Source organism: Phragmitibacter flavus (genome assembly GCF_005780165.1).
GTDB lineage: Bacteria > Verrucomicrobiota > Verrucomicrobiia > Verrucomicrobiales > Verrucomicrobiaceae > Phragmitibacter > Phragmitibacter flavus.
Map to the genome: position 1 here is coordinate 23,028 of NZ_VAUV01000025.1, position 24,491 is coordinate 47,518.

21 protein-coding genes are annotated in these 24,491 nt (G+C 54.7%); 1 reads left to right on the forward strand and 20 read right to left on the reverse strand.

The genetic code is table 11. The annotated features are described in order from the left end of the window. Nucleotide 1 precedes the first annotated feature (1 nt). From FEM03_RS22705 to FEM03_RS22795, 19 genes are all read right to left on the reverse strand, one after another. Nucleotides 2-1,099: a glycosyltransferase family 4 protein gene (locus FEM03_RS22705; RefSeq protein ID WP_138088612.1), complete on the reverse strand. Its 1,098-nt coding sequence runs from the start codon at nt 1,097-1,099 to the stop codon at nt 2-4. 28 nt (nt 1,100-1,127) lie between these two features. Next, nucleotides 1,128-2,087 (reverse strand): FkbM family methyltransferase, encoded by a 960-nt coding sequence (locus FEM03_RS22710; RefSeq protein WP_138088613.1) that lies wholly within the window; start codon nt 2,085-2,087, stop codon nt 1,128-1,130. 49 nt (nt 2,088-2,136) lie between these two features. Further along, nucleotides 2,137-3,237: a glycosyltransferase family protein gene (locus FEM03_RS22715; protein WP_138088614.1), complete on the reverse strand. Its 1,101-nt coding sequence runs from the start codon at nt 3,235-3,237 to the stop codon at nt 2,137-2,139. A gap of 27 nt (nt 3,238-3,264) precedes the next feature. Beyond that, nucleotides 3,265-4,353 (reverse strand): glycosyltransferase family protein, encoded by a 1,089-nt coding sequence (locus FEM03_RS22720; RefSeq protein ID WP_138088615.1) that lies wholly within the window; start codon nt 4,351-4,353, stop codon nt 3,265-3,267. A gap of 42 nt (nt 4,354-4,395) precedes the next feature. Further along, the gene (locus FEM03_RS22725; RefSeq protein ID WP_138088616.1) at nt 4,396-5,583 is read right to left on the reverse strand and encodes an acyltransferase family protein; all 1,188 of its coding nucleotides are present in this window, start codon (nt 5,581-5,583) and stop codon (nt 4,396-4,398) included. 96 nt (nt 5,584-5,679) lie between these two features. Continuing rightward, nucleotides 5,680-6,543, reverse strand: a complete 864-nt coding sequence (locus FEM03_RS22730; RefSeq protein WP_138088617.1) for an FkbM family methyltransferase — start codon at nt 6,541-6,543, stop codon at nt 5,680-5,682. A gap of 87 nt (nt 6,544-6,630) precedes the next feature. Next, the gene (locus FEM03_RS22735) at nt 6,631-7,530 is read right to left on the reverse strand and encodes an SGNH/GDSL hydrolase family protein (RefSeq protein ID WP_138088618.1); all 900 of its coding nucleotides are present in this window, start codon (nt 7,528-7,530) and stop codon (nt 6,631-6,633) included. Between the two features lie 160 nt (nt 7,531-7,690). Next, entirely contained in the window at nt 7,691-8,434 is a 744-nt protein-coding gene (locus FEM03_RS22740) for an FkbM family methyltransferase (RefSeq protein WP_138088619.1), read from the reverse strand. Nucleotides 8,435-8,451: 17 nt separating this feature from the next. Next, nucleotides 8,452-9,396, reverse strand: coding sequence for an FkbM family methyltransferase (locus FEM03_RS22745; RefSeq protein WP_138088620.1), 945 nt, complete (start codon nt 9,394-9,396; stop codon nt 8,452-8,454). Nucleotides 9,397-9,430: 34 nt separating this feature from the next. Next, complete coding sequence (locus tag FEM03_RS22750; protein WP_138088621.1) at nt 9,431-10,552, reverse strand: glycosyltransferase family 4 protein; 1,122 nt, start codon at nt 10,550-10,552, stop codon at nt 9,431-9,433. Between the two features lie 9 nt (nt 10,553-10,561). Then, on the reverse strand, nt 10,562-11,764 hold the full coding sequence (locus tag FEM03_RS22755) for a glycosyltransferase WbsX family protein (protein ID WP_138088622.1): 1,203 nt from the start codon (nt 11,762-11,764) through the stop codon (nt 10,562-10,564). Nucleotides 11,765-11,866: 102 nt separating this feature from the next. Then, nucleotides 11,867-13,090: an acyltransferase family protein gene (locus FEM03_RS22760; protein WP_138088623.1), complete on the reverse strand. Its 1,224-nt coding sequence runs from the start codon at nt 13,088-13,090 to the stop codon at nt 11,867-11,869. Nucleotides 13,091-13,114: 24 nt separating this feature from the next. After that, nucleotides 13,115-13,957, reverse strand: a complete 843-nt coding sequence (locus FEM03_RS22765) for a TylF/MycF family methyltransferase (protein WP_240772881.1) — start codon at nt 13,955-13,957, stop codon at nt 13,115-13,117. Between the two features lie 37 nt (nt 13,958-13,994). Beyond that, nucleotides 13,995-14,558 (reverse strand): CatB-related O-acetyltransferase, encoded by a 564-nt coding sequence (locus tag FEM03_RS22770; protein WP_425501980.1) that lies wholly within the window; start codon nt 14,556-14,558, stop codon nt 13,995-13,997. Nucleotides 14,559-14,614: 56 nt separating this feature from the next. Beyond that, nucleotides 14,615-15,868 carry a protoporphyrinogen/coproporphyrinogen oxidase gene (locus FEM03_RS22775; RefSeq protein WP_138088624.1) on the reverse strand — a complete coding sequence of 418 codons (1,254 nt, stop codon included), beginning with the start codon at nt 15,866-15,868 and terminating at the stop codon, nt 14,615-14,617. Then, the gene (locus tag FEM03_RS22780) at nt 15,865-16,983 is read right to left on the reverse strand and encodes a glycosyltransferase family 9 protein (RefSeq protein WP_138088625.1); all 1,119 of its coding nucleotides are present in this window, start codon (nt 16,981-16,983) and stop codon (nt 15,865-15,867) included. Before FEM03_RS22780 ends, FEM03_RS22775 begins: the two co-directional genes overlap by 4 nt. Nucleotides 16,984-17,003: 20 nt before the next feature. Further along, entirely contained in the window at nt 17,004-17,942 is a 939-nt protein-coding gene (locus FEM03_RS22785) for a class I SAM-dependent methyltransferase (RefSeq protein WP_138088626.1), read from the reverse strand. A 1-nt stretch (nt 17,943) separates the two neighbouring features. Next, the gene (locus FEM03_RS22790; protein ID WP_138088627.1) at nt 17,944-19,296 is read right to left on the reverse strand and encodes an ABC transporter ATP-binding protein; all 1,353 of its coding nucleotides are present in this window, start codon (nt 19,294-19,296) and stop codon (nt 17,944-17,946) included. Nucleotides 19,297-19,312: 16 nt separating this feature from the next. After that, nucleotides 19,313-20,158 (reverse strand): ABC transporter permease, encoded by an 846-nt coding sequence (locus tag FEM03_RS22795; RefSeq protein ID WP_138088628.1) that lies wholly within the window; start codon nt 20,156-20,158, stop codon nt 19,313-19,315. A gap of 309 nt (nt 20,159-20,467) precedes the next feature. On the opposite strand from FEM03_RS22795, the gene FEM03_RS22800 reads away from it, so the two are divergent. Continuing rightward, on the forward strand, nt 20,468-22,114 hold the full coding sequence (locus FEM03_RS22800; RefSeq protein ID WP_138088629.1) for an O-antigen ligase family protein: 1,647 nt from the start codon (nt 20,468-20,470) through the stop codon (nt 22,112-22,114). Nucleotides 22,115-22,321: 207 nt separating this feature from the next. Here FEM03_RS22800 and FEM03_RS22805 read toward each other — a convergent pair whose 3' ends face one another. Continuing rightward, on the reverse strand, nt 22,322-24,454 hold the full coding sequence (locus FEM03_RS22805) for a GumC family protein (protein ID WP_138088630.1): 2,133 nt from the start codon (nt 24,452-24,454) through the stop codon (nt 22,322-22,324). Between the last annotated feature and the right edge of the window lie 37 nt (nt 24,455-24,491).

Here is a 24,491-nt window from a genome sequence, read left to right on the forward strand (position 1 = left end):
GTTAAGTTCCATAACCACGTTGTTGATGAGTTAGCTTCGATGCCCCGCCGTGAAACTCCGTCATCAGTTCACGATAGCTGTCCAGATACACCGACAGCGGCTGCAAATACTCCATCAGTTCCGCACGCGTCACTTCCGACAGCTTCACATACTCATCCTCCGGCATCGCCGCCGCCTGCTCCAACAGTCGCTGCAATCCCGCCACATCTCCCGGCTCGCAGATCAAGCTGTGCCGACCGCCCGCCTCAGGAAGTCCGCCATCCCGCGTGATGATCGCCGGCACCCCCACATGACGCGACTCAATCGGCGTCAGCCCCAGATCCTCCTTCGTGTTCGGCGGCGTCACCATCCACTTGGCGCGGCGGATCATGTCATTGCGCTCCGCATCACTGACGAACCCCGGCCGGATCACCCCGCGCAGTTGATGCTTGTCGATCAACGCCTGCACCCGGTCCTCCAACGGTCCAAATCCCACCAGGGTCAAGGGCCAGACCGCCGGATCCAACCCTGCTCGCGCATACGCCTCCAACAATTCTTCAAGGCCCTTGTTTTCGATCCAGCGCCCCACAAAAATAAATCCCCGGCGTTCATGCGGTGGAACGCTCTCCGAGGGCAGATTCGAGATGATCGGCATCTTGCCACTTCCCGTCCTGCGCCGACCCGGCTCCCAGGTCGACCAGACAAAATCCGAGATATACCAACGTCGATGGGCACAACGTGCCGCCAGCTTCCACAACACCCGGTGCATCCATCCGCCACGTCCAAATCGGTTGTAGATCGTCACCACCAACGGCTTGCCCGCCAGCTTGGCAAACAACGTGGCATCTGGTGTCGGATTATGCAGGTGCACCACGTCAGCCCCGGCAATCAACTGCTTCAACTCATCCGAACCACGATCAATAAAAGTCGCGTTGACCGGCGACGCTTCAATCGCCCCCGTCAGCGAATCCAGCAGCTTAAAGTTCTTTACCCTCTTGAATCCCACCGAAGCAAATTGCCCCTGCGAATGCAACTCCTCCGCCAGCCTCAAAGTAAAAGCTTCAATGCCACCAAATCCACCGTGACACGGTGCGACATGCAAAATTTTCAACGGACTCATCAAAATTCTTCGAAATTACCACGCCCACTTACAACTCCAAAGGTGCCACCGGCATCAATCGCCGTGCCCGAAGTTTGAACTCTGGATCATACCCATAAGCATCGATCAAATCTTGATGCTCATCCGTCCCCGCAAACACATTGGAAACCCGGAACGCCCCGTTTTCAGGTGGATAGAGACAGTGTTCCATGGAATAAAACTTCGTATACCCCGCCTCCCGCAATGGCTCCACCAGCTCACTCGGACGAATCCCTCGCTCCTCCAGCGCCGGCCGGTTCACTTCAAACACCAAGGGAGGTCGGCGCATCGCGAACAACGCTTTCGCTCCACGGAAAACCTCGCGCTCAAACCCCTCCACATCCACCTTCACCACCGCCGCATTCTGCCATTGCGTTTCTGAAATCAACGAAGACAGCCGGTGCACCGGCACCTTGATTTCCGTGCTCCCCGGCAGGGGTTGACCACCGCTGTAGGCAAGTTGCTCGGGATGAAAAAAGAAACTGATCTCCCCATCCTCCTCGCCCACCGCCACCGGATGCAGCCGCACCCGCTTCTCAAGGCCGTTGAGTTTTTGATTCTCCTCAAACCACCCCTTCAGTTCCGGCACCGGCTCAAATGCAATCGCCTCCCCCTCCGTGCCCATCAAGGTCGAAACCGTGATCCATCCCAGGTTCGCCCCCACATCCACCAGGACCGGACGCCCCGCGCAAGGACGCTGCATCGCCAGCTTCAAAAATCGCACGATGTCCTGCTCATAATCACCAAACGTAAACATGTGCAAACTCAACCAGTCCGCCCGCGGCACCCGCAGTCTGGCACCCGATTGCTTCATCATCGCGGTCACCAGATAGGCCCCCTTCGGCAACAACTGGTCGACCAGCCGAACCAGCCTGCTGCGTCCCTTCTCCCATGGATAGCGACGGCAAAAGAAAAGCAGAGCGTCAGCCACCACTCCAAGTGGCCGATCAGGCGAATTAGTTACTTCCATGGTCAGTGATAAAAGAAAAAATAAAACAGAATCTGACTTGTTGATCCACTTAGCTCGCCACCGCCGGAACCCTGTGTCCAGGCCTCAATCCCTCACTCATCTTCGCCGCAATGGCAGGCCAGGAAGCCGTCGACGCATGCCAGTCTCGCAGCGCTTGCGATCGTTCAATCAGCCTGCCGTCCAGGTCACCATCTTCCGCCAGCAACTCCTCCACTCCCGTCAGCCATGCAAAGGGCGCCCGCGTGTCCGATCCCGCGAAAGGCGACAAAATGTTCAGCCCATGGGCCGCATAAGCCATGAACGTCGTGGACTTCTCCACGCTCGACCAATCCTGTCCGGAAATCCCGAACTCCGCTCCGTCCAAAATCGCCGACAGCTCACCTTCCTCCACAAAGCCCGTTGCCTCCACCTGCTCCAATGGCAGCACCTCCTTCAACAACTCCCGCTCCGCCCTGCCGCCATCATCACTGCCACCCAGAATCACCAGCTTCTTCAAGCGTCCCGCCTCACTCAACCGCTGCAAACCGGCCAGCATCGGACGCAACGACATCAACCTCGTCCCTTGTTTCCCAAACACCACCATCACCCCGCGCTCCCGAACTTTCCCCGAAGACGCCGACGACGACACACTCACATTCGACCCCACCGGAGCCACCGTCACTGGCGTTTTTAAACCGAACTGCCGCAACCATCCCGCATATCCTTCCGTGTTGGTAAACACCGACTCCGATAGCGCAACCAGCCGCCGCACACTATGCCGATGCGCCCTCATGCGCAGCACCCGCGGGTCCCACCATGGTCTCAGGCTCCAGAGTTCATGAAACATGATCGCCAGCCGCCTGCCCCGGCCTTTCGCCTGCCACCGCTCAAAAGCATCGGGCATCCACAAGGGGCAACCACGCCGGTCAAAACCAAAGCCGCTGTATTGCATCATCACCAGGGAGGCACCCACTCGATCCAATGCCGCCTCCAGTCCATCCCCGCTCAACTCAAACCCCTCAACCACCTGTCCTGGAAATACCGCCCGGCTTTCTTCCACCCCCCTCGCCAGCAAAAAACAAAACTTCTCATCCCCGGGCCACGCCGCCACCAGCCTCGTCGTGTAGTCGCCGATCCCACAAACCGCAGGAGGCAGCTGCGGTGCGATCATGGTAATCGTCGAGTCCACATTCATCACTCAGCAGATCTTCGCCACCCGTCCCGCAATCCGTCCCCAACTCGCATGCTCCTGATACCACTCATGCAACCCCTTGGCCTTCGAAGCAAGAAACCCATCATTACCATCTCGCTCCCACAACACTTCCGGCTTCACCAAAAACTCCTGCGGCACCTCGCCGGAATCATCATGGCGGCTCGACACCACCACCATCTGATGGCTCGCAAATGCCATGAACGCCGTCGACTTCATCAAGCTCTCCACCGGCTGCGCCAGCAACGCGAATGCACAGTGACTCAATAACTCCGACACCTTGTCCGCCGCCAAAATTCCATGCATCTTCACTTGTCCCCCGGGCAGGAAATCCTTCAACAAGCGTTTTTCTTCCGCCGCCCAGCGCGGATCACTCGGACCAATAATGTGCACCTGTTTCAGCAACCCTTTATCAGCAAGCTTTCGCAACGCCTCGCCCATCTCCCGGAATAACTGAACCCGCCCGTATGGCGCGGTCAAGACTGCAAACTCACCCTTGGCGCGCTCCTCAAAACGCGGGAAACCATCCAACGCGGGAAGAATGTTCGAACCCACCGGCACACAGTCCATCATCTCGCCACCAAACGCCCGCTGCAACCTTGCTGCATGATGCGGGGTATTCGTCACCACTCCATCCGCCAGACGCATCAATCGCTTTGAAATCCATCGACTTGCAGCCTCGGTCAAAGCGAACTTGCTGGTCCAGGGCACCTCCCCCCACAACTCGTGAAAAAAGACCGTCAGCCTCCGCTCAGGATGTCGACGCCGCCACTCACGCAAAGCGCCCAACAACCAAAACGGACATCCCAAACGGTCATAGGCGCGCCCCGCATACTGCAACAAAATGTCCGCATCCGGATGCTTGTTCAACTGCTGCAACATCGACCGCTTCGTGCGCTCCATTTGCAGAATGTTCCCAAGTCCAAGATGCCGGGCCGACTCTTGAGCCTCTGCATCCACCAGATGAAAAACCCGGGTATCTTCCGGCCAGTAACGTCCAAGCATGGCCGTGTAACCTCCGATGCCACACGGACGTGGGGGCAGTGGCGTGGAGATGATGATCAATTCCCTTTCCATTTCATAGCTCGACCGTCTCACCCCCTTCAATACCAAACAGAACTAAGGTTCTGCCAGAGGTCGACTGATCGTCGTCCCTTCACCCAAATCCTCACCCGCTGCCTTGCGTTTGGCCTTTTCAGTAATCCTCTTCGACACCACCCGCCCCAAAGATCGCGCAGGTTTCTCAACAAAATTGAACACCACCACGGTGATGATTACCGTGAAAACCGACAACAACACCACAAACACCGTCAACATCACAGGGAATGACAAATCCTTGGGAAGATAACGCGTCATCACCCAGGCCGCCATCGCCATGCCAAACATTTGATACAGGTAAATTCCGTAAGTCCAGTCCGCCAGCAACCGAACCGCCCGTGTATCCGCCAGCCATTTGACCCCACGTGAAAAGTAACCATGATGATGGGTGGTCAGCATCACCACAATTGCAAAAGCGGTGCAGACCATCGCCGACCGCCAGGTGAACAGATACAAACCACCCAACAAGGACAACGCCAGAAGCATCCGGTTTTGGCTCGTATTGTCCAACACCGCCCGGCACAACATCGCCCCTATGCCAAACAGAAACAAACGATTGGGCAGGAACGACGGATAGAAATAGTCAAACAACAGCCCCGACTCACCAAACACCCCAAACAGCTTGTTCGCGACGAGGTTGACCACGAAATAGATGCCCAGTCCCACCAACGGTTTGTTCCTCAAGATCGGAATCAACAAAGGTGCCAGCAGATAATACTGCATCTCCAGACAAAGCGTCCAGGAAGGGGCGACAATTTTGATATTTTCCCAAGGAATGAAGCCATTCAAAAACAGGAAGTTCAGCACCACCGACCACGGTCCTATTTCCAGATTGACCCCGGGGATCTTATAGTCACTACCCAGCAGGCTTTCGATTTCGCCGAGGTTGGTGACGTAAAACTCCCGAAAACAAATGTAAAGAATCAGCGCCAGATAAAACGACGGGGCCACCCGAAAAAATCGTCTTACATAATAGGCCTTGATTGCCCCAGGCTTGCTCGCCCGTTCGTCCAAAAGGAGCAAATACATCAGGAACCCCGAGAGGGCGATGAAAATCTCCACCGCCAGCCAGCCCGCACTAATGAAGTAGATGGGCGTTCCGCAAATGAACGTGATGTGGGCGATCAAAACCCAAATCGTGGTAATGCCCCGGAACAAATCCAGCACTGGAAATTCTAGGGGTGCCTTTTTGGTGGGTGTCTCGTTCATGATGATTAAGTCAATGCTGGGCAAATATTGGGACTCTCAATTACAGAAAAGCAATCGCCGGGCTATCTTCCCTCGGTAAGCAGGATAGCGTTTCACCTAGCGTTCCGGTTCGCAGAGCAGGTTGCAGTAGATAGGCTCCGCCACGGGAGTCAGATCAATCAACTCCTGCATCTCCGCTGTTCTCAAGGTTTTGTTGGACTCGTCAAAATACAACACCTTCAACCCAATTTCACGCAGCAGCTTGAGATAGTCCATCGGATCCACCCCGGCACGCTTCAATCCAAAAGGCCAGAACTCGGTAAGCAATTTCACCTTTGGATTGGTTGCCAGCACCTTCTTCATCCCTTTGACGGCAAAAAACTCCGCCCCCTGAATGTCCATCTTGATCAAATCGATCTGCGCCTTGATTTCCGAGAAATAATCATCCAGCGCCACCGCAGGGATGGTTAGCTTCTGACGTCCATCTCCCGAATCGTAGATACGATGGTCCGCAGGACAGCCCGGTGAGACAAATAACTCAATCTCGCCACTTTTGTCGGTGACTGCCTTGTTCACCATGGTCACATTTTCATGCCCATTAAGTTTCAGGTTCTGAGTCAGCAGGGAAAAGTTGCCCGGATCAGGTTCAAAACCAAACACCGTTCCTGTCGGCCCCACTGCCTTGGCGAAAATCAAACTGTAGTATCCAATGTTTGCCCCCACATCCACAATGGTATCTCCCGGCTTGATCAGTTTCTGTAGAAGTTCCGTCTCCGCGGGTTCATAGATCCGGTTCAATGCAAGGTTCAGGGCATCATTGGTATCAAGCAGCATTCGTTGTCCGAGAATTTCCACCGGCTCCTTCCGCAAGCTCTGCACCAATCGGCCGCGCATGTTTTCAACAAACGAATAGTGGCGCATCTTCAATGTTGGCAGGAGCCGCTTTTTGGCCCGGTATAGAAAGTAAAGAATATTGCTCATAATTTGGATGCCGACGGAGATCGCGAATGGGACATTGAAACGGTTACAAAAAGATAGACAGGCCGGGCGATCAACAATGGTCGCTGCTCACTCGGTTTCACCCCGCAGCGTCAAGCGCTTTCCGTTCTCACCATCAAGCGCGGATTGAACAGCTTTGAACAGCGCCTCCCCGACCGCCTCCTGTCCGGCGGACGTGAGATGAATGTTGTCCTTGTAAGTCTCGGTGCCTGCTTCGCGAGTGGATGCCATTGCGGGTCCAAGTTGAATGACCTCGGTCCCACAGCTTTTTGCCACGTCTGCAATTACCCCATGACCCGGCATAGGTTTGTCCTCAAGCTCCCGCTTTTCCAAATGCTGGGCCACCATCACCTCCGCACCCGAGGCCTTGGCCAGTTCCAACAGTTCACGCAACGCTTGCATGGAGGTTTCCACGGACGACTTCATCAACCTCTCCAACTCTTCTGGATTGAGGGTATCCGGCTGTGGCAGATTTTTGCGCATGGCGGGAACGTATCTCGGCAGATAGCGGGTGAACAGTTCCTCTACTGCAAGGACGGGTTTGCGCGCTGGAAAATCGGGATGCACCCCAACAATGGGCATGAAGGTTGGCACATCGGCCACATCATGACTCGACACCACCACAATGCAGACATCGGCATCAAAAAATCCGTATCGCTTCACGTATTCAAGCATGTTGGGCGGCCCCCAGCTTTTCGCAGACGCATTGCCCACCAACACTGGAATCTGCGTGCCTTGCTGCAGCAATTTCCGTAAACGCTCCGTCGCAATATCCTTCTGATCCACCAACCCCCCGCCCTCCACCACGCTGTCACCGATCACCAAAACACGCAGCTCCTCACGCGCCGTTTTACGCTGCGAAAAATCGTCGCTCCGCATGGAATACTGATTGTAGCGCACTTCATGACCGAACCGCTGGTAGTTGCTTGACGGCTTGTAAAGATATTCAATTTTTGAATCCTCCATCATGAGTGGGGGATCGCCCAAACCCAAATGAAATCGGGCCACCAGTTCGGCCCCAATCCCGCCAAGGACCAAACACACCAAGCCCGACAGAACACCCTTTCTCAACCACTGTTTAGTCGGCTTGTTCATCGATTTATCTGATCCGAACTTTCTGGCCCCAACCTCACAGCGGACGCGCTGAACAAATCACATTCTCCGAGTGTTCCGTTGCGTTAAGTTCCTCCTCAGGTTGATTGAGAACCGTAAAATCGCCCCGGTAAAAATTCCGGTAACCCAATGCGCGCAACGGAGCCAGCAACTCCTTCGCGCCATAACCAAAGGCCTCCGTCCAGCTACGGTAAAATTCCAGGTGCAACACCGGTTGAAACTTGCCCAAGGTTTTTTCTCCACCACGCAAGGCAAGCAACTCCGCCCCCTCAATATCCATTTTGATAAAATCGAGCTTCTTCAATTCCTTCTCCGCCGCATACCCATCCATCGTCTTAACCCGGCAGGACACGGATTCCGTTTGATCCTTCGCCCACGACCCGGTCGAGTGCCTGCGCAACGAAGCCTGCCCGTGATCTCCAGCCGGAATGTGCATGACCATCTCCCCCTCGCTCTCCCCCATCGCCGCCTGGTTCAAAGTGACGTTGGCAAAGCGCTGCTCCTTTGCCAGCCTGTCTTTCAGCATATCCAAGGTTGAACGCACCGGTTCAAACGAATGCACCTGCCCGCGTGATCCGACAATATGCGAAAACAACACGGTATAGGAACCCTTGTTCGCACCAATGTCGAATGCCACATCCCCGTCTTTCACCAGTCGAAGGAACGTCTTCTTCTCAAGGTGCCTGCTGCGAACCACCTCCAGCAGCAGCCGGTAAAAGGCAGGTTGCCTTGCGAGAATATAATTGGCGTGATGTTTCATGAACAGTCGATAAAAAGCTACAGTTCCATGGGGGTCAGCGGGAAATGCCGATGCGGTTTGGGACGGAAATTCGCATCACAACCATAAGCCTGACGAAGCGATTCATGCGCATCGGTCGTGGCCACCACATCTACCAGATAACTAACTCCGTTCTCCGGCGGATAAAGCACATCGCCCAGCGCATGAAAATGCTTGTAGCCCGCCTGTCTCAGCGGTTCGGACACATCACGTGGCGTCTGCCCGCGCTCGGCCAGGGCGGCGAAATTCACCTCAAAAACCACCGGCGGCAGGGCGGTTTCAAACAAACCCGTAGCACCAAGGAACGCCTCGCGTTCATAACCTTCAATATCCACCTTCATCACTGCCGCCTGCAACCATTCATCACGGGAAACCATTTCGTCCAGCCGCTTGATTTGCACATGGACCTTCTGTGAATCCGGCGTCTCACGCATGCTGGAACTCGCAGGATGACGATGGTTCACATAGAAAAACGTTTCCCCCGAGCTGTCTCCCACCGCATGGGGAACCAGCCGCACCTGACTCTCCAACCCATTCAGTTTGGCATTCGCTTCAAGAAAATCCTTCACTCCCGGCTGAGGCTCCACCGAGATGGTCTTGCAACCCGTTTCCGCCGCCAGCCTGAGCGAAACCAAACCGATATTGGCACCGAGATCCACCAGCAGCGGTGCCTTCTGCGAAGCCGATTTCATCGCCAGACTGAGAAACCGAAATACATTCGGCTCCGCATCCGCCAGGGCATACAGCAGCACCCCGAGCTTGTCAGAACGACGGAAACTCAATCTCACCCGGCTGTTCTTCAACCGCGCATACATGATCTCGTCGCTCATTGGCAGCAAATGCTCCACCATGTCGACCAGCCGGTAACGGCCCTCAAGAAACGGCCACTGTCGGGAGAAAGTCGCCACACCAGCCGCCATCCATTTTCTTAACCGGTTTGTCATAAGTCAGTAAGTGATTCCTATCCCTGAATCTCAATCATCGATCTTCAAGCCACTTCAAATAGACGCTCTCAAGCTGACCAACCACCGTCGGCCATTGGAGTTGTTGCGCGCGTGTCCATCCTTCTTGAGCAAGCTTGATTCGAAGCTCGTCGTCGTGCAAAAGTTTCTCCACATGTTGTTGCATGGAAGCAACATCACGGAAATCGCATACCATCGCCTCATCTCCGTTCTTCAGTTCGCCGCCATATCCCGTTGGCGTTGTCACCGATGCACACCCACAAGCCATCGCCTCTGCCAATGCAATCCCAAAGCCTTCATACTGGGTCGGGAAAAAGAACACCTTGGCCCGGCCCAATCCCTCTGCGATTTCCGCATTGGTCAGTCGCGCATACACCTTGATTCTTGCCCGCAACACTTCGGGAAACAAAGGCAGGATCACCGCCTCCTTGCCCGCCGCTCCATAAATGTCGAGCACAAGCTTCTCGTCCTTCAGCATCAACGCCGTCATCACCTCGGTCAGCAACTCAACCCCCTTGCGCACATTCCAGGTCCCAGTAAAAGCGACACGATGTTCTCTTTCCAGCACCAATGGCCGCCCCAGATATTCCTCATCCAAACCCGGCGGAACCGTAGCGGTGCGTTTTTGAGGATACAAACCTTCGCCGACAGCATGCCGGCGATCCAAATCACACAGCGAAACAAACGCATCCGTTGATTCAAAAGCAATGCGCGCAAAACGCTCGTGCGTTTGCTTCACCGTGTATCTTCGCAACTTGTCCCGCACTCCGCGCGGAGGCGATGCCATGGCTTTCTTCCGCTCAATGTTCAACAGTTCAAAACCATTGGTGTGCGCCACGAGAAACGGCCTTTTCGTCTGCGACCTCAACCAGCGCGTCGCCAGCCAAAACTCATCGCCAAAGAACTCCACCAAATCGTAGTTCCCCTCACGCATCCGCCGCTTCAACATTTTCCATCCGCCAACGGCCTGCCGGAATTTTGGAGCCCTCCCACCACGCCGACCCAATTCAAATTCATCAGGTGCAACCACCTCCACCTCATGACCTAGATCTCTCAATCCCTGCGAATACATCATCACGGTCTTCCCCGAACCCGTCGTTGGATCCAATGCACAATTGGTAAATGATAGAATCCTCATTCGACACCCTCAACCCACCCCTTGCAACACCGGCACGACAACCGACTTCACTTGAGGTTCCGTATGAATCTCCTCACGCACCACATCAAGATACTGATGCCCAAAACGCCGGTCCGGTTCCAAATAGTTACCCTCCGCCCATTCGTTCCAGGATTTCACAAACACAATCCGCTCCGCCGCCGGCAATACTTCAGCATCCTCCAGCACCTCGTTCAAATGTTTGCGAAACAATTCCGGCGTCGAGTTATGCAAAATGGTCCGTCCTCCGCCCGACCTCGGCGAATGATCCCAGTTAGGGACCACCGATGGATAAACTCGAGGAGAACCACCTGCCATTCCCCGCAGATACGGCAAAGCCTCGGCGTAATCAAAGACCTGCAAAGGACGTCCCTGCGCCCTGCGAATCACTTTGCGCAAAGAATGCATCGTTGCCGATCTGGCCACGGTGGACTGATCAACCCCACCCGCAAGCTTCTCACCATTTTTCCAAAATTCACGTCGCAGAACCTGACGCAGCCCAAAGCTCGCAATCCGGTTTTCATGGGAGTATGTAAAAGCAGCGAACCCCTTGGAAAGCGACCTGGGCAGGGTGTATTCGAATTCAAACGAGCATCGTGCCACAAAATGAATGCCGTCCAGCCCATTCTTCACCGCCAGCTCCTGCCAAAATTCCAGAAATTCATCGGCATCAGGAAGCTCCCAAGCACTGAATACATAAAACAGCGGCTTGTTATCGACCCGAATGTAGCGCGGATCTTGAAAAGCAGGCAGCAAGTTATAAAAATGTGCCTCATAATCCGCCTTGCCAGGATAAGTCTGTTCAATCAGACAACCCTGCTTCCCATACCAACTGTGGTTGGCCCACGCAAGGCAGAAAGGGAAATCCGGCTCACCCGATTTTAATACCTCATTGAATGGCCTTTCCATGATCCGCCGCCCGCCAAACCAATAGTGCCAGTAACAAAAACCTTCGATCCCTGCCTTGCGCGCCAAGTCCGCCTGGGCAGCCCTGGTCTCCGGCAAACGAAGATCATAAAAGCCAAGGTCCGCCGGAATGCGCGGTTGGTAATGCCCTGGAAACAAGGGCTTGGCTTTGGCCACGTCCGTCCACTCGGTGAACCCCTTCCCCCACCACTCATCGTTCTCCGCAATCGGATGAAACTGCGGAAGATAAAAGGCCACCAGCCTCGCTCGTTTGTTTTCAGCAGTCATGCCGTCAGTGCTGGTTATCTCTAACATTTCCAAAAACCGTTGAATTATACCGACTGCTATTGTTCCTCAGCGGATATAGATGCTCATTTGACTCCATGCCGCTCAGTGCTGGGAAACGGCAACCACACCCTGCCTCGCCGTATGGCGGTTCAAGTGATTACCCCAACGTTTTCCCAGATCCATGCCAGGCTTCTCAATGTAATGGTTGAGGAGTGCCGTGATGATCAGAGAACTGATCAACGACGGTAGGAGCAAGAGGGGAAACATTCCCTCACGACTAATTTCTGGATACATCCGGTGAAGGACCCACTGGCAGACATAGATGCATGTCATGTGACTCAGATACATCGAGAACGAGGTATCCCCGAGATACACAAGGGTTTTCCTTTTCAACACCCAGGACATGCCCGAACCCAGCCCCCTCACCTGGTCCCTTTGACCGGCGAAGGTCGCCATCAACAGCACGAACCACATCGTCATGGCCGGAGACGACGTAAGGAAATACACCAAGGGAAAAAGCCAGATTAGCAGATCCGCACGAACCACCGCTTTTCCGTCCTCGCCACTCCAGCGCTCCCAAATGAACCACGAGAGAATACCCATCGCAAAAAACTGCACGCGGATCGGGAGAAATGACGGAGCGTAGTATTTGGAGCTAAATACATAGAATCCCACCATGGCCACCACAATCGTCAAAACCACCAAGGCTGCGGTCCACCAGCGGTTCTTCTTTTTTAGCAGCGCAAACACCACCGGGGCGATGAGATAGAACTGCCATTCCAACGAGATGCTCCAAGACGGGGCCAGCAATGCCAGCGTGCTAAACGGGAACTTGGCGTCCGGAATTACCCCATGGAGAAGCGTTAGGTGGGTTGCCAAATGCAGCCAGAACGATTCATCCTCACTCTGCATCATCGCGACCTGCATTCGTTGAGCACGTTCAACAGGGTAAGGCAGCTCTTGTAGCAACTCCCACATCAATGGTCTCACCGCAATGGCAAACGCCAAACACACCAGGAACACCGGAAACATCCGCATAAAACGGCGGACGATGTAAACACGATAAGGTTCCGATTTAAGACTCAGCAGCCTGAAAATCACAAAGCCACTCATGATGATGAACACGTCCACCGCCTCCTGTCCGTATAGAACCGCGCGATAGGCCGGATCGATGGTGTCCAGCAGATAGCCCGACAGATAGATGACATGCACAAGCAGCACCCACATCGACAAGATACCCCGCGCCCCGTCCATCTCGGCCAGGCGCCTGCCAGTGGAGGCCGCCCGCGCCAACATCGGAGGTGAGGATGCAACAGAATCGCTCATCGCGTATAGTCAAAGAACACCAACTCAGGCGGATCGGCGCCAGTAGGAAGACTGGGGATCAATCGTGATGATTTCGTCTTCGATCCCATGTTTCGCCCGATAATCATGGACTGCCTGCTTGCAGGCAGGAACCGCCTCGTAGTCGTCAATGATCACATATCCGCCCACCGACAGCTTCGGATACAGAGACACCAATGCGTCCATGGTCGACTCATACATGTCTCCATCCAGTCTCATCACTGCAAGACGCTCGATCGGAGCATGAGGCAATGTCTCGCTGAACCAGCCTTTGAGAAACTTCACCTGGTCGTCCAAAAGATCGTAACTCCTGAAGTTGGCCTGCACCTGTTCAAGACTGACCTTCAATTGCTCAAAGGTGTGAAACCGGTCACCGCGGTCCGCTGGATACTTCTCCTCGTCCGGTGCTGGCAGACCTTCAAAGGAATCTGCCACCCACACCTTGCGATCCGTCACTCCCCAGGCCTTCAGCACGGCACGCATCAAGATGGTCGCGCCTCCGCGCCACACTCCGGTTTCAATCACATCGCCAGGCACGCCCTTGACGATCACGTCCTCAATGCAGAACTGCACATTGTCGAGACGTTTCATGCCAATCATGGTGTGCGCTGTGGCAGGCCAGTCCAGCCCCACATCGCGTCCATTGGGACCTACGTGAATTTCTTTTACCAGCAGCAATCCGGCGCTTTTCACCGCTTTGGCGACCAGACGATTGACAGGATTCGCGCCGATCACCGGTCGGATTTCCACCTGACCATAGATCTTGTTGAGCAGGATGTTTTTCATCAACTGCAAGTAAGTCTCCCTCATGGTCGACACCTCCTGGTTGGGAACTTCAAGTGTATTCATTTCGTTCATAATTTTCGCATCATGAGATGGCATGGCCTCATCCTTCCCGGCCCGGGTTCACTTCGGAATAACGTTCGACAAACTGCGCAATGTTGCCGGACAACAATAAAGGCAGCGCCTGCCTGACCTGCTCAAATGGCCAGTTCCACCAGGCAATTTTTTCCAGCGCCGGGATGAATTGCTCCGGGATTCGATAACGTATAAACTTTGCCGGGTTACCTCCGGCGATGGTGTAAGGCTCGACATCCTTGTTCACCACGCTCCCTGCCGCAATGACCGCACCGTTTCCAATGGTAACTCCCGATAAAATCATCGCGTTCTGCCCGATCCACACATCGTTGCCTATGGTCACCCCCCCCTTGGTCCAACCTGTGCTCGGCAGCGGCCCGAACTCAGGGAAAAATTCGACGAAGGGGTAACTGGTCACCCAATCGACGCGATGGTTGCCGCCCATGAGAATGGTAACCCCAGGAGCGATGGAACAATAACTCCCGATGTTGAGCACCTTTCCCTGCTCGGCCCACAAAACCAACGGCAACCCGTAGGTGTATTTGCCAATGTTGTAGGCCGCATAGTCAGGATTGTCCGCCAGCCACCGCAGCTTATACCCTGTATGGGGTTTGCGTGGGAAGATTCTGCGGTAAATTTTCCTCAACATCATGCAGGAATTTCCAGCGCGGAACGCCATCCACTGTATCCGAGGCGGTCGGCAAGCTTCATCGCCTGGTGAATGCACACATCCGAGTTGAAATACTGCCACTGGCCCCAGCGACCAAGACCGATCACACCGTTTTCCTCACCCCAATCCAGAATCGTCTTGATGGTGGCCGCCCAGTTCAGAACTGGAATCGGATAAGCATAGTCATTCTTGTGGGCATACACCGTTTCCGTGTTTTCATTCCAGCGCTTTACATTGGTCTCCCGGTAAAGGCCGTTTGCCTGACTGTGAGGAGCAAAGTTACGGATAAAAAACTCACGGTGACTGTCTTGATTCACATCGGGCACATAAGTCCAATGGGCATTGGTCGTATACTCTTCTTCGTGCAACGAAACCATGAGCGTGTTGTGCTGCAAACGCATCGCACAATCTTTGATTTCCTGCGGCATGATCGGCGAACGGGTCAGCGTTTTCCACGGCACCGTCACTATCACCTTCCCGGCGAGATAGCGACCATTGACCAACAAGTCGTCACCCGACTTCTCAATCGTCTCCACCGGCGTGTTGCATAACACATGCTCTGCCACGGGCTTGAGAATGGCATCAAAGATCTCCTGAAAACCACCGGATTTCGGATAATAAAACACTTCGTGGGAGGGCATCGTGTCCTTGAGCACCTCACGTTTCAGACATTGCTGCACGATTTCCTCCACCTTGAGCCGTGGGATCTTGCTGAGCCAGTCAACATCCATCTCCGTAGGCTCCACGCCCCAGATCTTGCGGTTGTAGGGAATCATGTAGTTATCCGTGACCAGATCTCCCAACTTCCAGCGCAACCAGCCTTCGAAATCCGATGGCGGCGGTGCGCCTCGGGCCTCCGCGTTCCTCACGATGGAAATCAGGTAATCGGCGCACTGCTCCACAGGAAGCTGCCAGATGTTCGACTCCAAAGGATAGTCCACCTCACTCCCGCCTATACGGATGGTTGACACCCGGTTGAAATAGTTGAACTCCGATTTGGCGTAGTGCGAGAAGATAAAATCGTAGACTTCGGGATGCTTGGTGCACAAGAAGTGTCCGCCGCCGGTATCCAGATAGTGATTGCCGATCTTCTTGGTCTGGCATAGCCCCCCCGCCTGATCTTCCGCTTCGAGCACCAGCAACGATTTCACTCCAGATAGCTGGAGCAACCTCGCCATGGTAACACCGGACATGCCGGCACCAATAATAACATAGTCGAATTTTTCGCTCATGATTCTTTAATTTCTTCGAGAAACTGCAACATGGCCGGATCACGAAGATCGCTGATACCCTCACAGATGAATTCCTGACAATTGCACTGCACCTTCATTGACTTGAAGCCAAACAACTCCATGGGCGGGCGGGCATAGTTGTCCACCGCTGGATACAACACACACATCGGCGCAGGTGCTGCCGCAGCAATGTCACACAATCCGCTGCGCCAACCGACAAAGGGAACACCGGCAAGACGCAACCTCAGAAACTCCTCATGCGAACACAACAGCGGAATGGTGTCGGGAGCCGCTTCAAATGGATCGAGAACATTGTGCAAAACCGTAAACCCGGCTTCCGAGAGCATGCGCACCATTTCATTGATCAACTCGGGGGTCGGTGCCCGCAAAGACTTGGCACCGGTCCCCAGCAGAACATAACGTGAGCCTTCCATCGGCTTCAATCGTTTCGCCGGTGCAGGTTTCGCCCACTTGCTGAGTTCATGCCGCACATGTTTGATGGCGATGGGCAGATGCGTCCGGTCAAACATCGCGCGCCTCGCCACCATCATCACGCCATTCGCCAACGTGGTCAGTCGCTTTTTGACCAATGGATAAGTCAACCCATGTCCGGTGCAGGTTCGCAGCACCTCTTCAATCGAACGCCTGGGTCCCGGGACATCAAGCCAGAAACGCACGCCCTCCTCCGGCACACCGCCCTCGATTCCCGCGATCAACCAGATCACTTCCACCGCGTTGTAAGTCTCCAACAAATCAACATCCTGCCTGACGCAGTTGGGGTAAATGACTGCATCGGCGCGGCCTGCAAAATGTTCAACCAGCCAGTTGCGGCTGAAGTTATGGACTTTTGCCGATGGCAGCAGCGCGATCTCGTCAATATACGGACACAATTTGGCAACCCCAAAGGTCACCTCGTTCGTAACGAAGGTAACATGGCAATCGGGATTCTGTTCTTTTACATGACGCAGCAAGGGCGTGGTCAGACAAACATCGCCACTAACCCCTGGAACCATGACAAACAACGAGCGCAGGCTTTTGATGTCGAGGAATCCCCCGACGCGTTTTTTTATCTCCGCACGCCATCTCTCGCGAGTGGTTACGGAATCATTGGCCATGGTGGCAACGCTATTACTCATCATCGGACAAACTCGGCTACTGGCTGCACATAGGCTTCTTTGATGGCCTGCAACGAAGCGTCTGCAAGGCCATGGAAAATCTTTCTCGCCTGAGCAACACCGTTGACGTATTCCGGTTGTGAGCCCAGTGAGATATACTCATCCATCCATGCGGGGCGGATCTTCCAGCAAATGGTGAGATAGTTTGAGGTGTCGAAAACATGGGCATCCCAACCGCTGGCCAGCAGGAAGGAAAGCGCGTCGCGCACATCGGCACCCCAGCAGTCATGCAAAAAAATCACGGCGTCGGGAGTGATCAACGGCAGCACACCGATGAGGTCCTTGAGCGGCTGACCGTCCATGTGCCAGCCATCGACAAATGCCCAGTCCCATCCGCCTTCAGGGGCGATGCTGTCCAAAACCTGTGGCGATTTTTCTGCTGCGAGACGCACCTTCTCCTGCGCCCCACCTGCTTTGATGTTGGCCAGGAATCGCGCCTCGGCATCCAGATCCTTGGTCTCATGCAAACCACCCCCTTTGAGAAATGGATCCACACATGTCAGGGTCGACGATGCGGGCAATCCAGCAGCAATGTGCACCGTGCTCCAACCAATGTAGCTGCCAATCTCCATTGCTGCTCGCGGCTGCGCCAGTCGCGCGGCATGATGAAGCAAACAAGCCTCCGCCTCGGTGCAGGCAATGCCGGTTTTTACGTCGGTGTCCTGATAATGAAGATCGGGATTTCCAGATGGATACCCATGCGCCACCAAGGTTGGCAACTTCTCAAGAAGATCACGGGAAAGCGGGAATTTGGTTCCCTGCAATGCCTCCGCGCGCAGACGCTGACGACGTGCGGGTGTATCCTTTGGCTTGCGCAGGGCAAACCCGTGGTAGGCCTTCATCAAAGGAGCGGGCACCCACTTGCGAATGGATTTTTTCAGTTCTGTCTGCGCATTCATATCAAACTAACACTGAAGGACGCGACTGGCTGGCTGGCAGTTCGGCGTCGGCGGCATGGTGGTTGTGATTGGCGTTGGCGTTGGGTTCGGAGGAGGTCACCAGCTTCCATGAGTAGTCAAACCTCATCATTCCAGGTCGGGAGTCCGGCATTTTCCCGTTCGGACCAACGGCAGGTTCGACTTCAAACTGGATCACATCGGAAATGGCGTCACTGGCGGAACCGCCAATCAAAAGCCCACAGCGCAAGCTATACCTGCCGGGCAGCAGATTGTTCGGCGCGATCCACGATTCCAGCGCGCTGGCACCTTGCGGAAGTTCGTCACAATCAAGAGTGTCGTTGTGATGCGAGGTGAACAAGGTGGTGCCTCTCATGTCCACCACCGAATAACCTATAAGGATATCCGAAACCGGCTCCTGACTTTCAATGGTCAAACGCAATCCAATTTTTTCGCCAATCAGGAAGGCGTTGCCACGACGTTCCACTTCGGCTTTTTCATGCAGGAACTCGCACGACACAAAACGCGCCACCCCCGACCCGGAACGATCCAGGCGATCACGCAGACAAACCTGATCCCGGTCCTCGCCCGACGCCGACATCTTCATGTAAGCCGCAATGCCGCCCTCGACATCGCCATCCATCATCAAGGTGCCGCGATCAAGCATCAGCACCCGGCTGCACATGGCCTGCACGGCTGCCAGTTGATGACTGACAAACAACACCGTGCGTCCCTGCCCCGCCACATCTTCCATCTTGCGGATGCACTTTCTCTGGAACTGCATGTCCCCCACTGCCAGCACTTCATCCACAATCAGAATTTCCGGATCAAGATGGGCCGCCACTGCAAATGCCAGACGCAGATACATGCCCGATGAGTAACGTTTGACGGGGGTGTCGAGAAATTTTTCCACTTCGGCGAATTCAACGATCTCATCGAAGCGCCGGTTGATGTCGCGTTTGGTCATGCCGCAGATGGCACCGCTCAAGCTGATGTTTTCCCTGCCGGTCAACTCAGGATGGAATCCCGTTCCCACTTCCAACAGGGTTGCCAGCCGACCTTTCATCCGGATCCGCCCCGTGGTCGGCTCCGTGATCCGGCTCAACAACTTCAACAAGGTGGACTTGCCTGCGCCGTTGCGCCCAATGATCCCCACCACCTCACCTTGCTTCACCTCAAATGACACATTCTTCACCGCCCAGAACTCTTCCACCGAGCTGGCGCTCTTGTTTTTTGAAGGGCGGATGATCCCCGATGCCTTCTGCGCAATCAGATCACGCAGGGTGCTGTAACGCTCCCGGTTTTCATGCCGGACGCGATACGCCTTTCCCAAATCTTCTACCTTGATAACAGTCATGTCGGCACTCTTAAAATCAGATCACGTCTGCGAAGCGGCGCTCGGTCGCACGGAAGTAGCGGAGGCCAGTGATCAAAATGACCACCACCAACCCTCCTGAAAGCAACAGACCGGGAAGGTGCAGATGGTTCCCTCCCCCCAAAATGGCCCACCGGAAACCATCAATCACTCCGACCATCGGATTGATCGAATAGACGAGCCGCCATTCGTCAGGAACCACGGAACTGCTCATCCCCACCGGCGAAACATAGAGCCCGAACTGCACGATGAACGGCACAATGTAGCGGAAGTCCCGATAGGTGACATTCAAAGCAGCCAGCCAAAGCCCCACTCCAATCGCCAGCCCGAGTGCCATCAACAAAAAGCCAGGAATAAAGACCACCCTCCAGCTCGGCATCCATTGAAACCACACCATCAGCAGCACCAGAAACATGGCAGCGATCAAAAAGTCCACCAACGCGGTAATCACTGAAGCCGCAGGAATGATGAGTCGCGGGAAGTAAATTTTGCTCACCAGATTGGCATTGCCAACCAAACTTCCGCTCGCCTCGCTCATCGCGCGGGAGAAGAACTGCCAGGGCAGCAAGGCCGCAAAAACAAAAAGTGGGTAAGGAACGCCATGAGATGGCATGTTTCCCAGCTTGCCAAACACCACGGAAAAAATGATCATGGTAAGCAGTGGTTGAATTAATGCCCACGCAATTCCAACCACCGTTTGCTTATAACGCACCAAAATGTCCCGCCAAGCCAGGAAATAGAACAATTCACGAAACCGCCACAAATCTCCCCAATAATGACGCTCCACCTTCCCTGCTTGTATATCGAGATCGAAATCGATGGTGACATTGGAAGGTTCACTCATAAATCTTCTAATTCTATAAATATCAACGAGATGTGACTATTGATGGTGCCCTTGTGAACAATAGGCACTCTTTTTTGATGGACACGCTGCCGCCACCGGTGGAGCAGTCACTCTCCATCGCTTCATCTGACATCACGAGCATGCAAAAACACGCTTACAGTGATTTTTCCTTATACAAGACCTCTTATACATTAGCAAAGCAAATGCCACATTAGTCACAAGATTTTGCTTTAAGTCATATGCGGATTTAAATTGACGGGCGAATCCCGCCGTTTGGACTATGTTGATTGCGCCAAAACACCCCTGTTAATGAATCAAAACAAAGCCGACGCACTCCAGGAAATCCGCAATCGCATGCTCGCCACGAGCGGGGCCAGCCATTCCACGCCTCACGTAGGACGGTTCGCCACCGGATTGAAGGCGTTGACGGGATGGGCGCTGGCAGGTGCCCTTATCCTTGCCCCCTGGCTTTACGGCGGAACCCGCCCGTGGACCGTTGGCCTGCTAAATATGATCCTGCTCGGCATTGTCGTGCCATGGCTGTCGATTGCGGTGATCTCCAAAACCTTCTTCAAACTGCCCCGTGTGCTGCTGGCAGCCGCATTCCTGCTGCTGCTGCAAGGTTGGTGGATGACTTTGAATGCCCACTTTGTGCATGACAGCGAATATTCCACCTTCGCCCCGGCCGCGACGTGGAGCGAGAACGCCCCTGGTTCCGTGGACAAGATTTCCTCATTGGACATGATGTTGCGCATCAGCGCGCTCGTCGGGGTGGTTTTGATGGGTTGCGATCTCTCCCGATCACGCCGCTGGCGCATGCGTTTATGGTGGGCTTCCTGCATCGCGGGCATCTCGGTGATCTTGCTCGGTCTCATCCAAAAGCTCGCGGAGGCGCCGATGATTTTCTGGCAGGGAGGGCGAACCGGGCATCATTTTTTCGCCACCTATCTTTATCACGGCAACGCCGGGGCTTTTATCAACCTGGTTCTGCCTTTGGTGGCCGGACTAAACTTCATGGTTTTTCAAAAGGGCCGCACCACGGCCATGACCTTCATGGCATCCGGACTTCTGATCTGCGTGGCGGGTGCCTTCTCTCACGCCTCCAAAGCGGGTGCCGCCGTCAGCGTCTTCCTGATGCTGGTGCTGATGGTCTGGCAGGCACGGCTGTTTTTGGGCTACGGGAATTTGCATCAACAGCGCGCCTCCAATCTGCTGTCGTTCGGCATCGGCATTGCCGCCGTTATCGCCGTCGTGCTGGCGGTTGGCTGGCAGTTCGCGGCACAACGGTGGCATTTGTTTGATGTCAGCCGGGATGCCCGGATGTTCACCTACAACATGTGTCACAGCATGCTCCCGGATGCCGGCGCTTTCGGATTCGGGCCCGGCACCTTCAGCATCATGTTTGACCGCTATGCGCTGGCGGCCAATCCTGCCATGCAGGTCTTCTACCGCTACGCCCACCAAGATTACATGCAGGCACTGATCGAATGGGGTTGGGTGGGGGCCTCCCTGATGGGGACGATTTTTTTCGGCGGCCTGTTGGGCAGTTTCTGGCGGTATTTTGCCAATTCCCAAGACTGGCGCAGTTATGAGCGCGTGCTCGTGTTCAGCATCGGACTGGCATTGCTCGGCGTCGCCATGCATGCTGCGGTCGATTTCCCTCTGCAGATTTACTCCCTGCAATTGTTCGCCGCCGTCTACCTTGGCCTTGCTTGGGGCAGCGGATCATGGACCCGCCCTCCCGGCAACCGCAATGAAGGACGACGCAGGGCGGCGAAGGAAAGAATCAAGCGCCGTTCGCACCCCGAGTCCGACCACAAGACTCCCACGAATAAACCTATCACCGAGAACTCCGCCACCGGAGAACAAAGCGCCAAGAAGTCCGCCACCGAAAAGCGAAGCGCCAACAAGTCCCCCACCGAAAAAAGAAACTCCAAAGCCAAACGGGGTCGATAACCAGTTGAACCACCGACTTCTCGCAGAGGCGCGCCAATCTTCCTTTTTTACAGAAGGCAATCCATTCGTTGATCCGAATGAATGACATTGGTTTGGGGGCCCTGATATCGCCCCTTAGGCCGGTTACGTTTCCTGATGCAGAGTTCGCATCAAGCGGGTCAAAAACCCTTGAGTGGGAACAAGCAGACTTCCCTTATTCAATTCAAATCATGAGGCAACTGGTTTGCCGTAAACGGGCTTGCCATAGGAGCCGCTATAATAATGGTAATACAGACCGCTGTTACGACGGGCAGGGAGCATGTTGAGGATGATGCCGGAAGGAGCCTTTCCAGCCTCTTCCAACATTTGTGCCGCGCGAATCACCGCCTTGCGGGGGGTTTTCGAGCAGCGCGCCACCAGACAGACAAACTTGCAGAAACTGACCATGTGCAGCGTATCGCTGACGGCGTGGATCGGCGCGGTGTCCAATACCACACGATCAAATTTGCCCTTGAGGGAGTCAAAAAATTCAGCCAATGCCGGGGACGCCAGAAGTTCCGCCGGATTGCGAATTTCCGTGCCTGCGGAAAGGATGAACAGGTTTTCCGTGTTCGACACATGCAGCGCCTCTTCCAGCGTCACCTTGCCCTGAAGAACGTCTGCCAATCCCACCGAAACGCGGCCTTTGAAGAACAGCTCATTGACCATTGGGCGGCGCAAGTCCGCGTCAATCAACAGCGTGCGCTTGCCCAGGTTTGCCGACGAAATGGCATAGTTGGCTGAACAAAAGCTCTTTCCTTCAGACGGGATCGAACTGGTAAACAGAACCACTTCATCCTTGTCATGATCCTCCATCAGCTCCAGCGAACTGCGCAAAATTCGGAACGATTCCGCAATCGGAGAATTGGGGTCCTTCACCATCACCAGCGAATGGGCCGGAGACTTGAATTTTGAACTCTGCGGCAATGCGGCAATCACCGGAACATCCGTGGCTGCCTCCGCCTGGTCGACGGTGCGCAGGGTATCATCGAACGCGTGAATGCCGAAAGCCAGAGCCAAACCGAACACCAAGCCCACCCCCAAACCAATCAACCAGGTCCTCATCTTACGAGGTTTCGAAGGATCTTCTGCCACCTGCGGAGTTTCAACCACCCGCCACGGAGCAAACTCGATGGTCCGGGTAATGTCCGTTTCCTTCAATCTCTTCTGAACGGAGGCATACAGTGCCTGGTTGGACTCCACATCGCGGGCCAGCGCATTGTATTCAATGGCGATCTTGCCCAAATCGAGCGCCAGTCGCTCCTGCTCGGCCAATCCTTGGGCCACCTTCTGCTCCGTGGCCAGTGCGGAGTTGTAGGCATTCTCCATGCCCTCGGCCGCAAGAGCAATGTTCTCCAACTGACTGCGCTGAAGATCCTTCAAACGATCCTGCATTTGGATAAACCTGGGATGTTTCGGACGGTAACGTTGGGAGAGATTTGCCATCTCCGATTCAGCAAGGCTGATCTGACTGCGCAATTCCGCAACGGCACGCTGGTTGGCGATGCTGGGAATGCTGAGCAGTTTGTAAAGATCGTTGCCCGCCGTCTTCACCTGCTCACGGTCGTTTTCCAGCCGGATGCGGTCCGTCTTCGACTGCGTCAAACGAACGTTCAGGTCGCGGAGTTTTTCGGTGACGATGTTCTGTTTCTCTTCAAGAGACACCGCCTGACGTTCATCCTTGTAGTTTTGCAAGGCGAGCTCGGAATCTGCCAGCGCCTTGGCAAGTCGCTTCGATTCTGCCGCCAGAAACTCATTGGCCAGGGTCCCCGCATTGGCACGCGATTCAATGTTTTGACCGATTGATTCTTCGATCAGCATGCCCGCGATTTTTTGCGCCCTTTCAGGAACCTGATCCTCGACGGACACTTCAATCAAACGGGTCCCCTTGCGGATGGTGATGTCGATTTCCGACTCCAATGCATCTACCAGCTCCGGCTCGGTCATGATGTAATCGCGCACCTCGGGGAAGGTCATGTCTTTGCCCAATTCCGCCCTGCGAACCACACGCAGCAACAAATCGCGGTTCTTGAGGTTTTCCATGATGGTCGCGAGAAGGTCGTTCATCCGCAAATCCTGCGGGTTAACTTCCTGCACACTGTCCAGAACCTTGGTCTCGGACTGCTCGACCTGAACCACCACCCGCGACTGGTAGAGCGGGACGGAACGAACCAACATGGCAGCAACAATGAAGGCTGCCACCAGCAGGCAAAGAACAATCAACCAAGCCTTGTCGCGTAAGACATGAAATATGTCACTGTAAGTAAAGGCGGTGGTTGAATCGTATTGGATTTTTCGACTCGAAGCTGGAGATTTGCGCATGTGAGCAGCTGTAAGGGGTAATGTCGGCTATGAATTA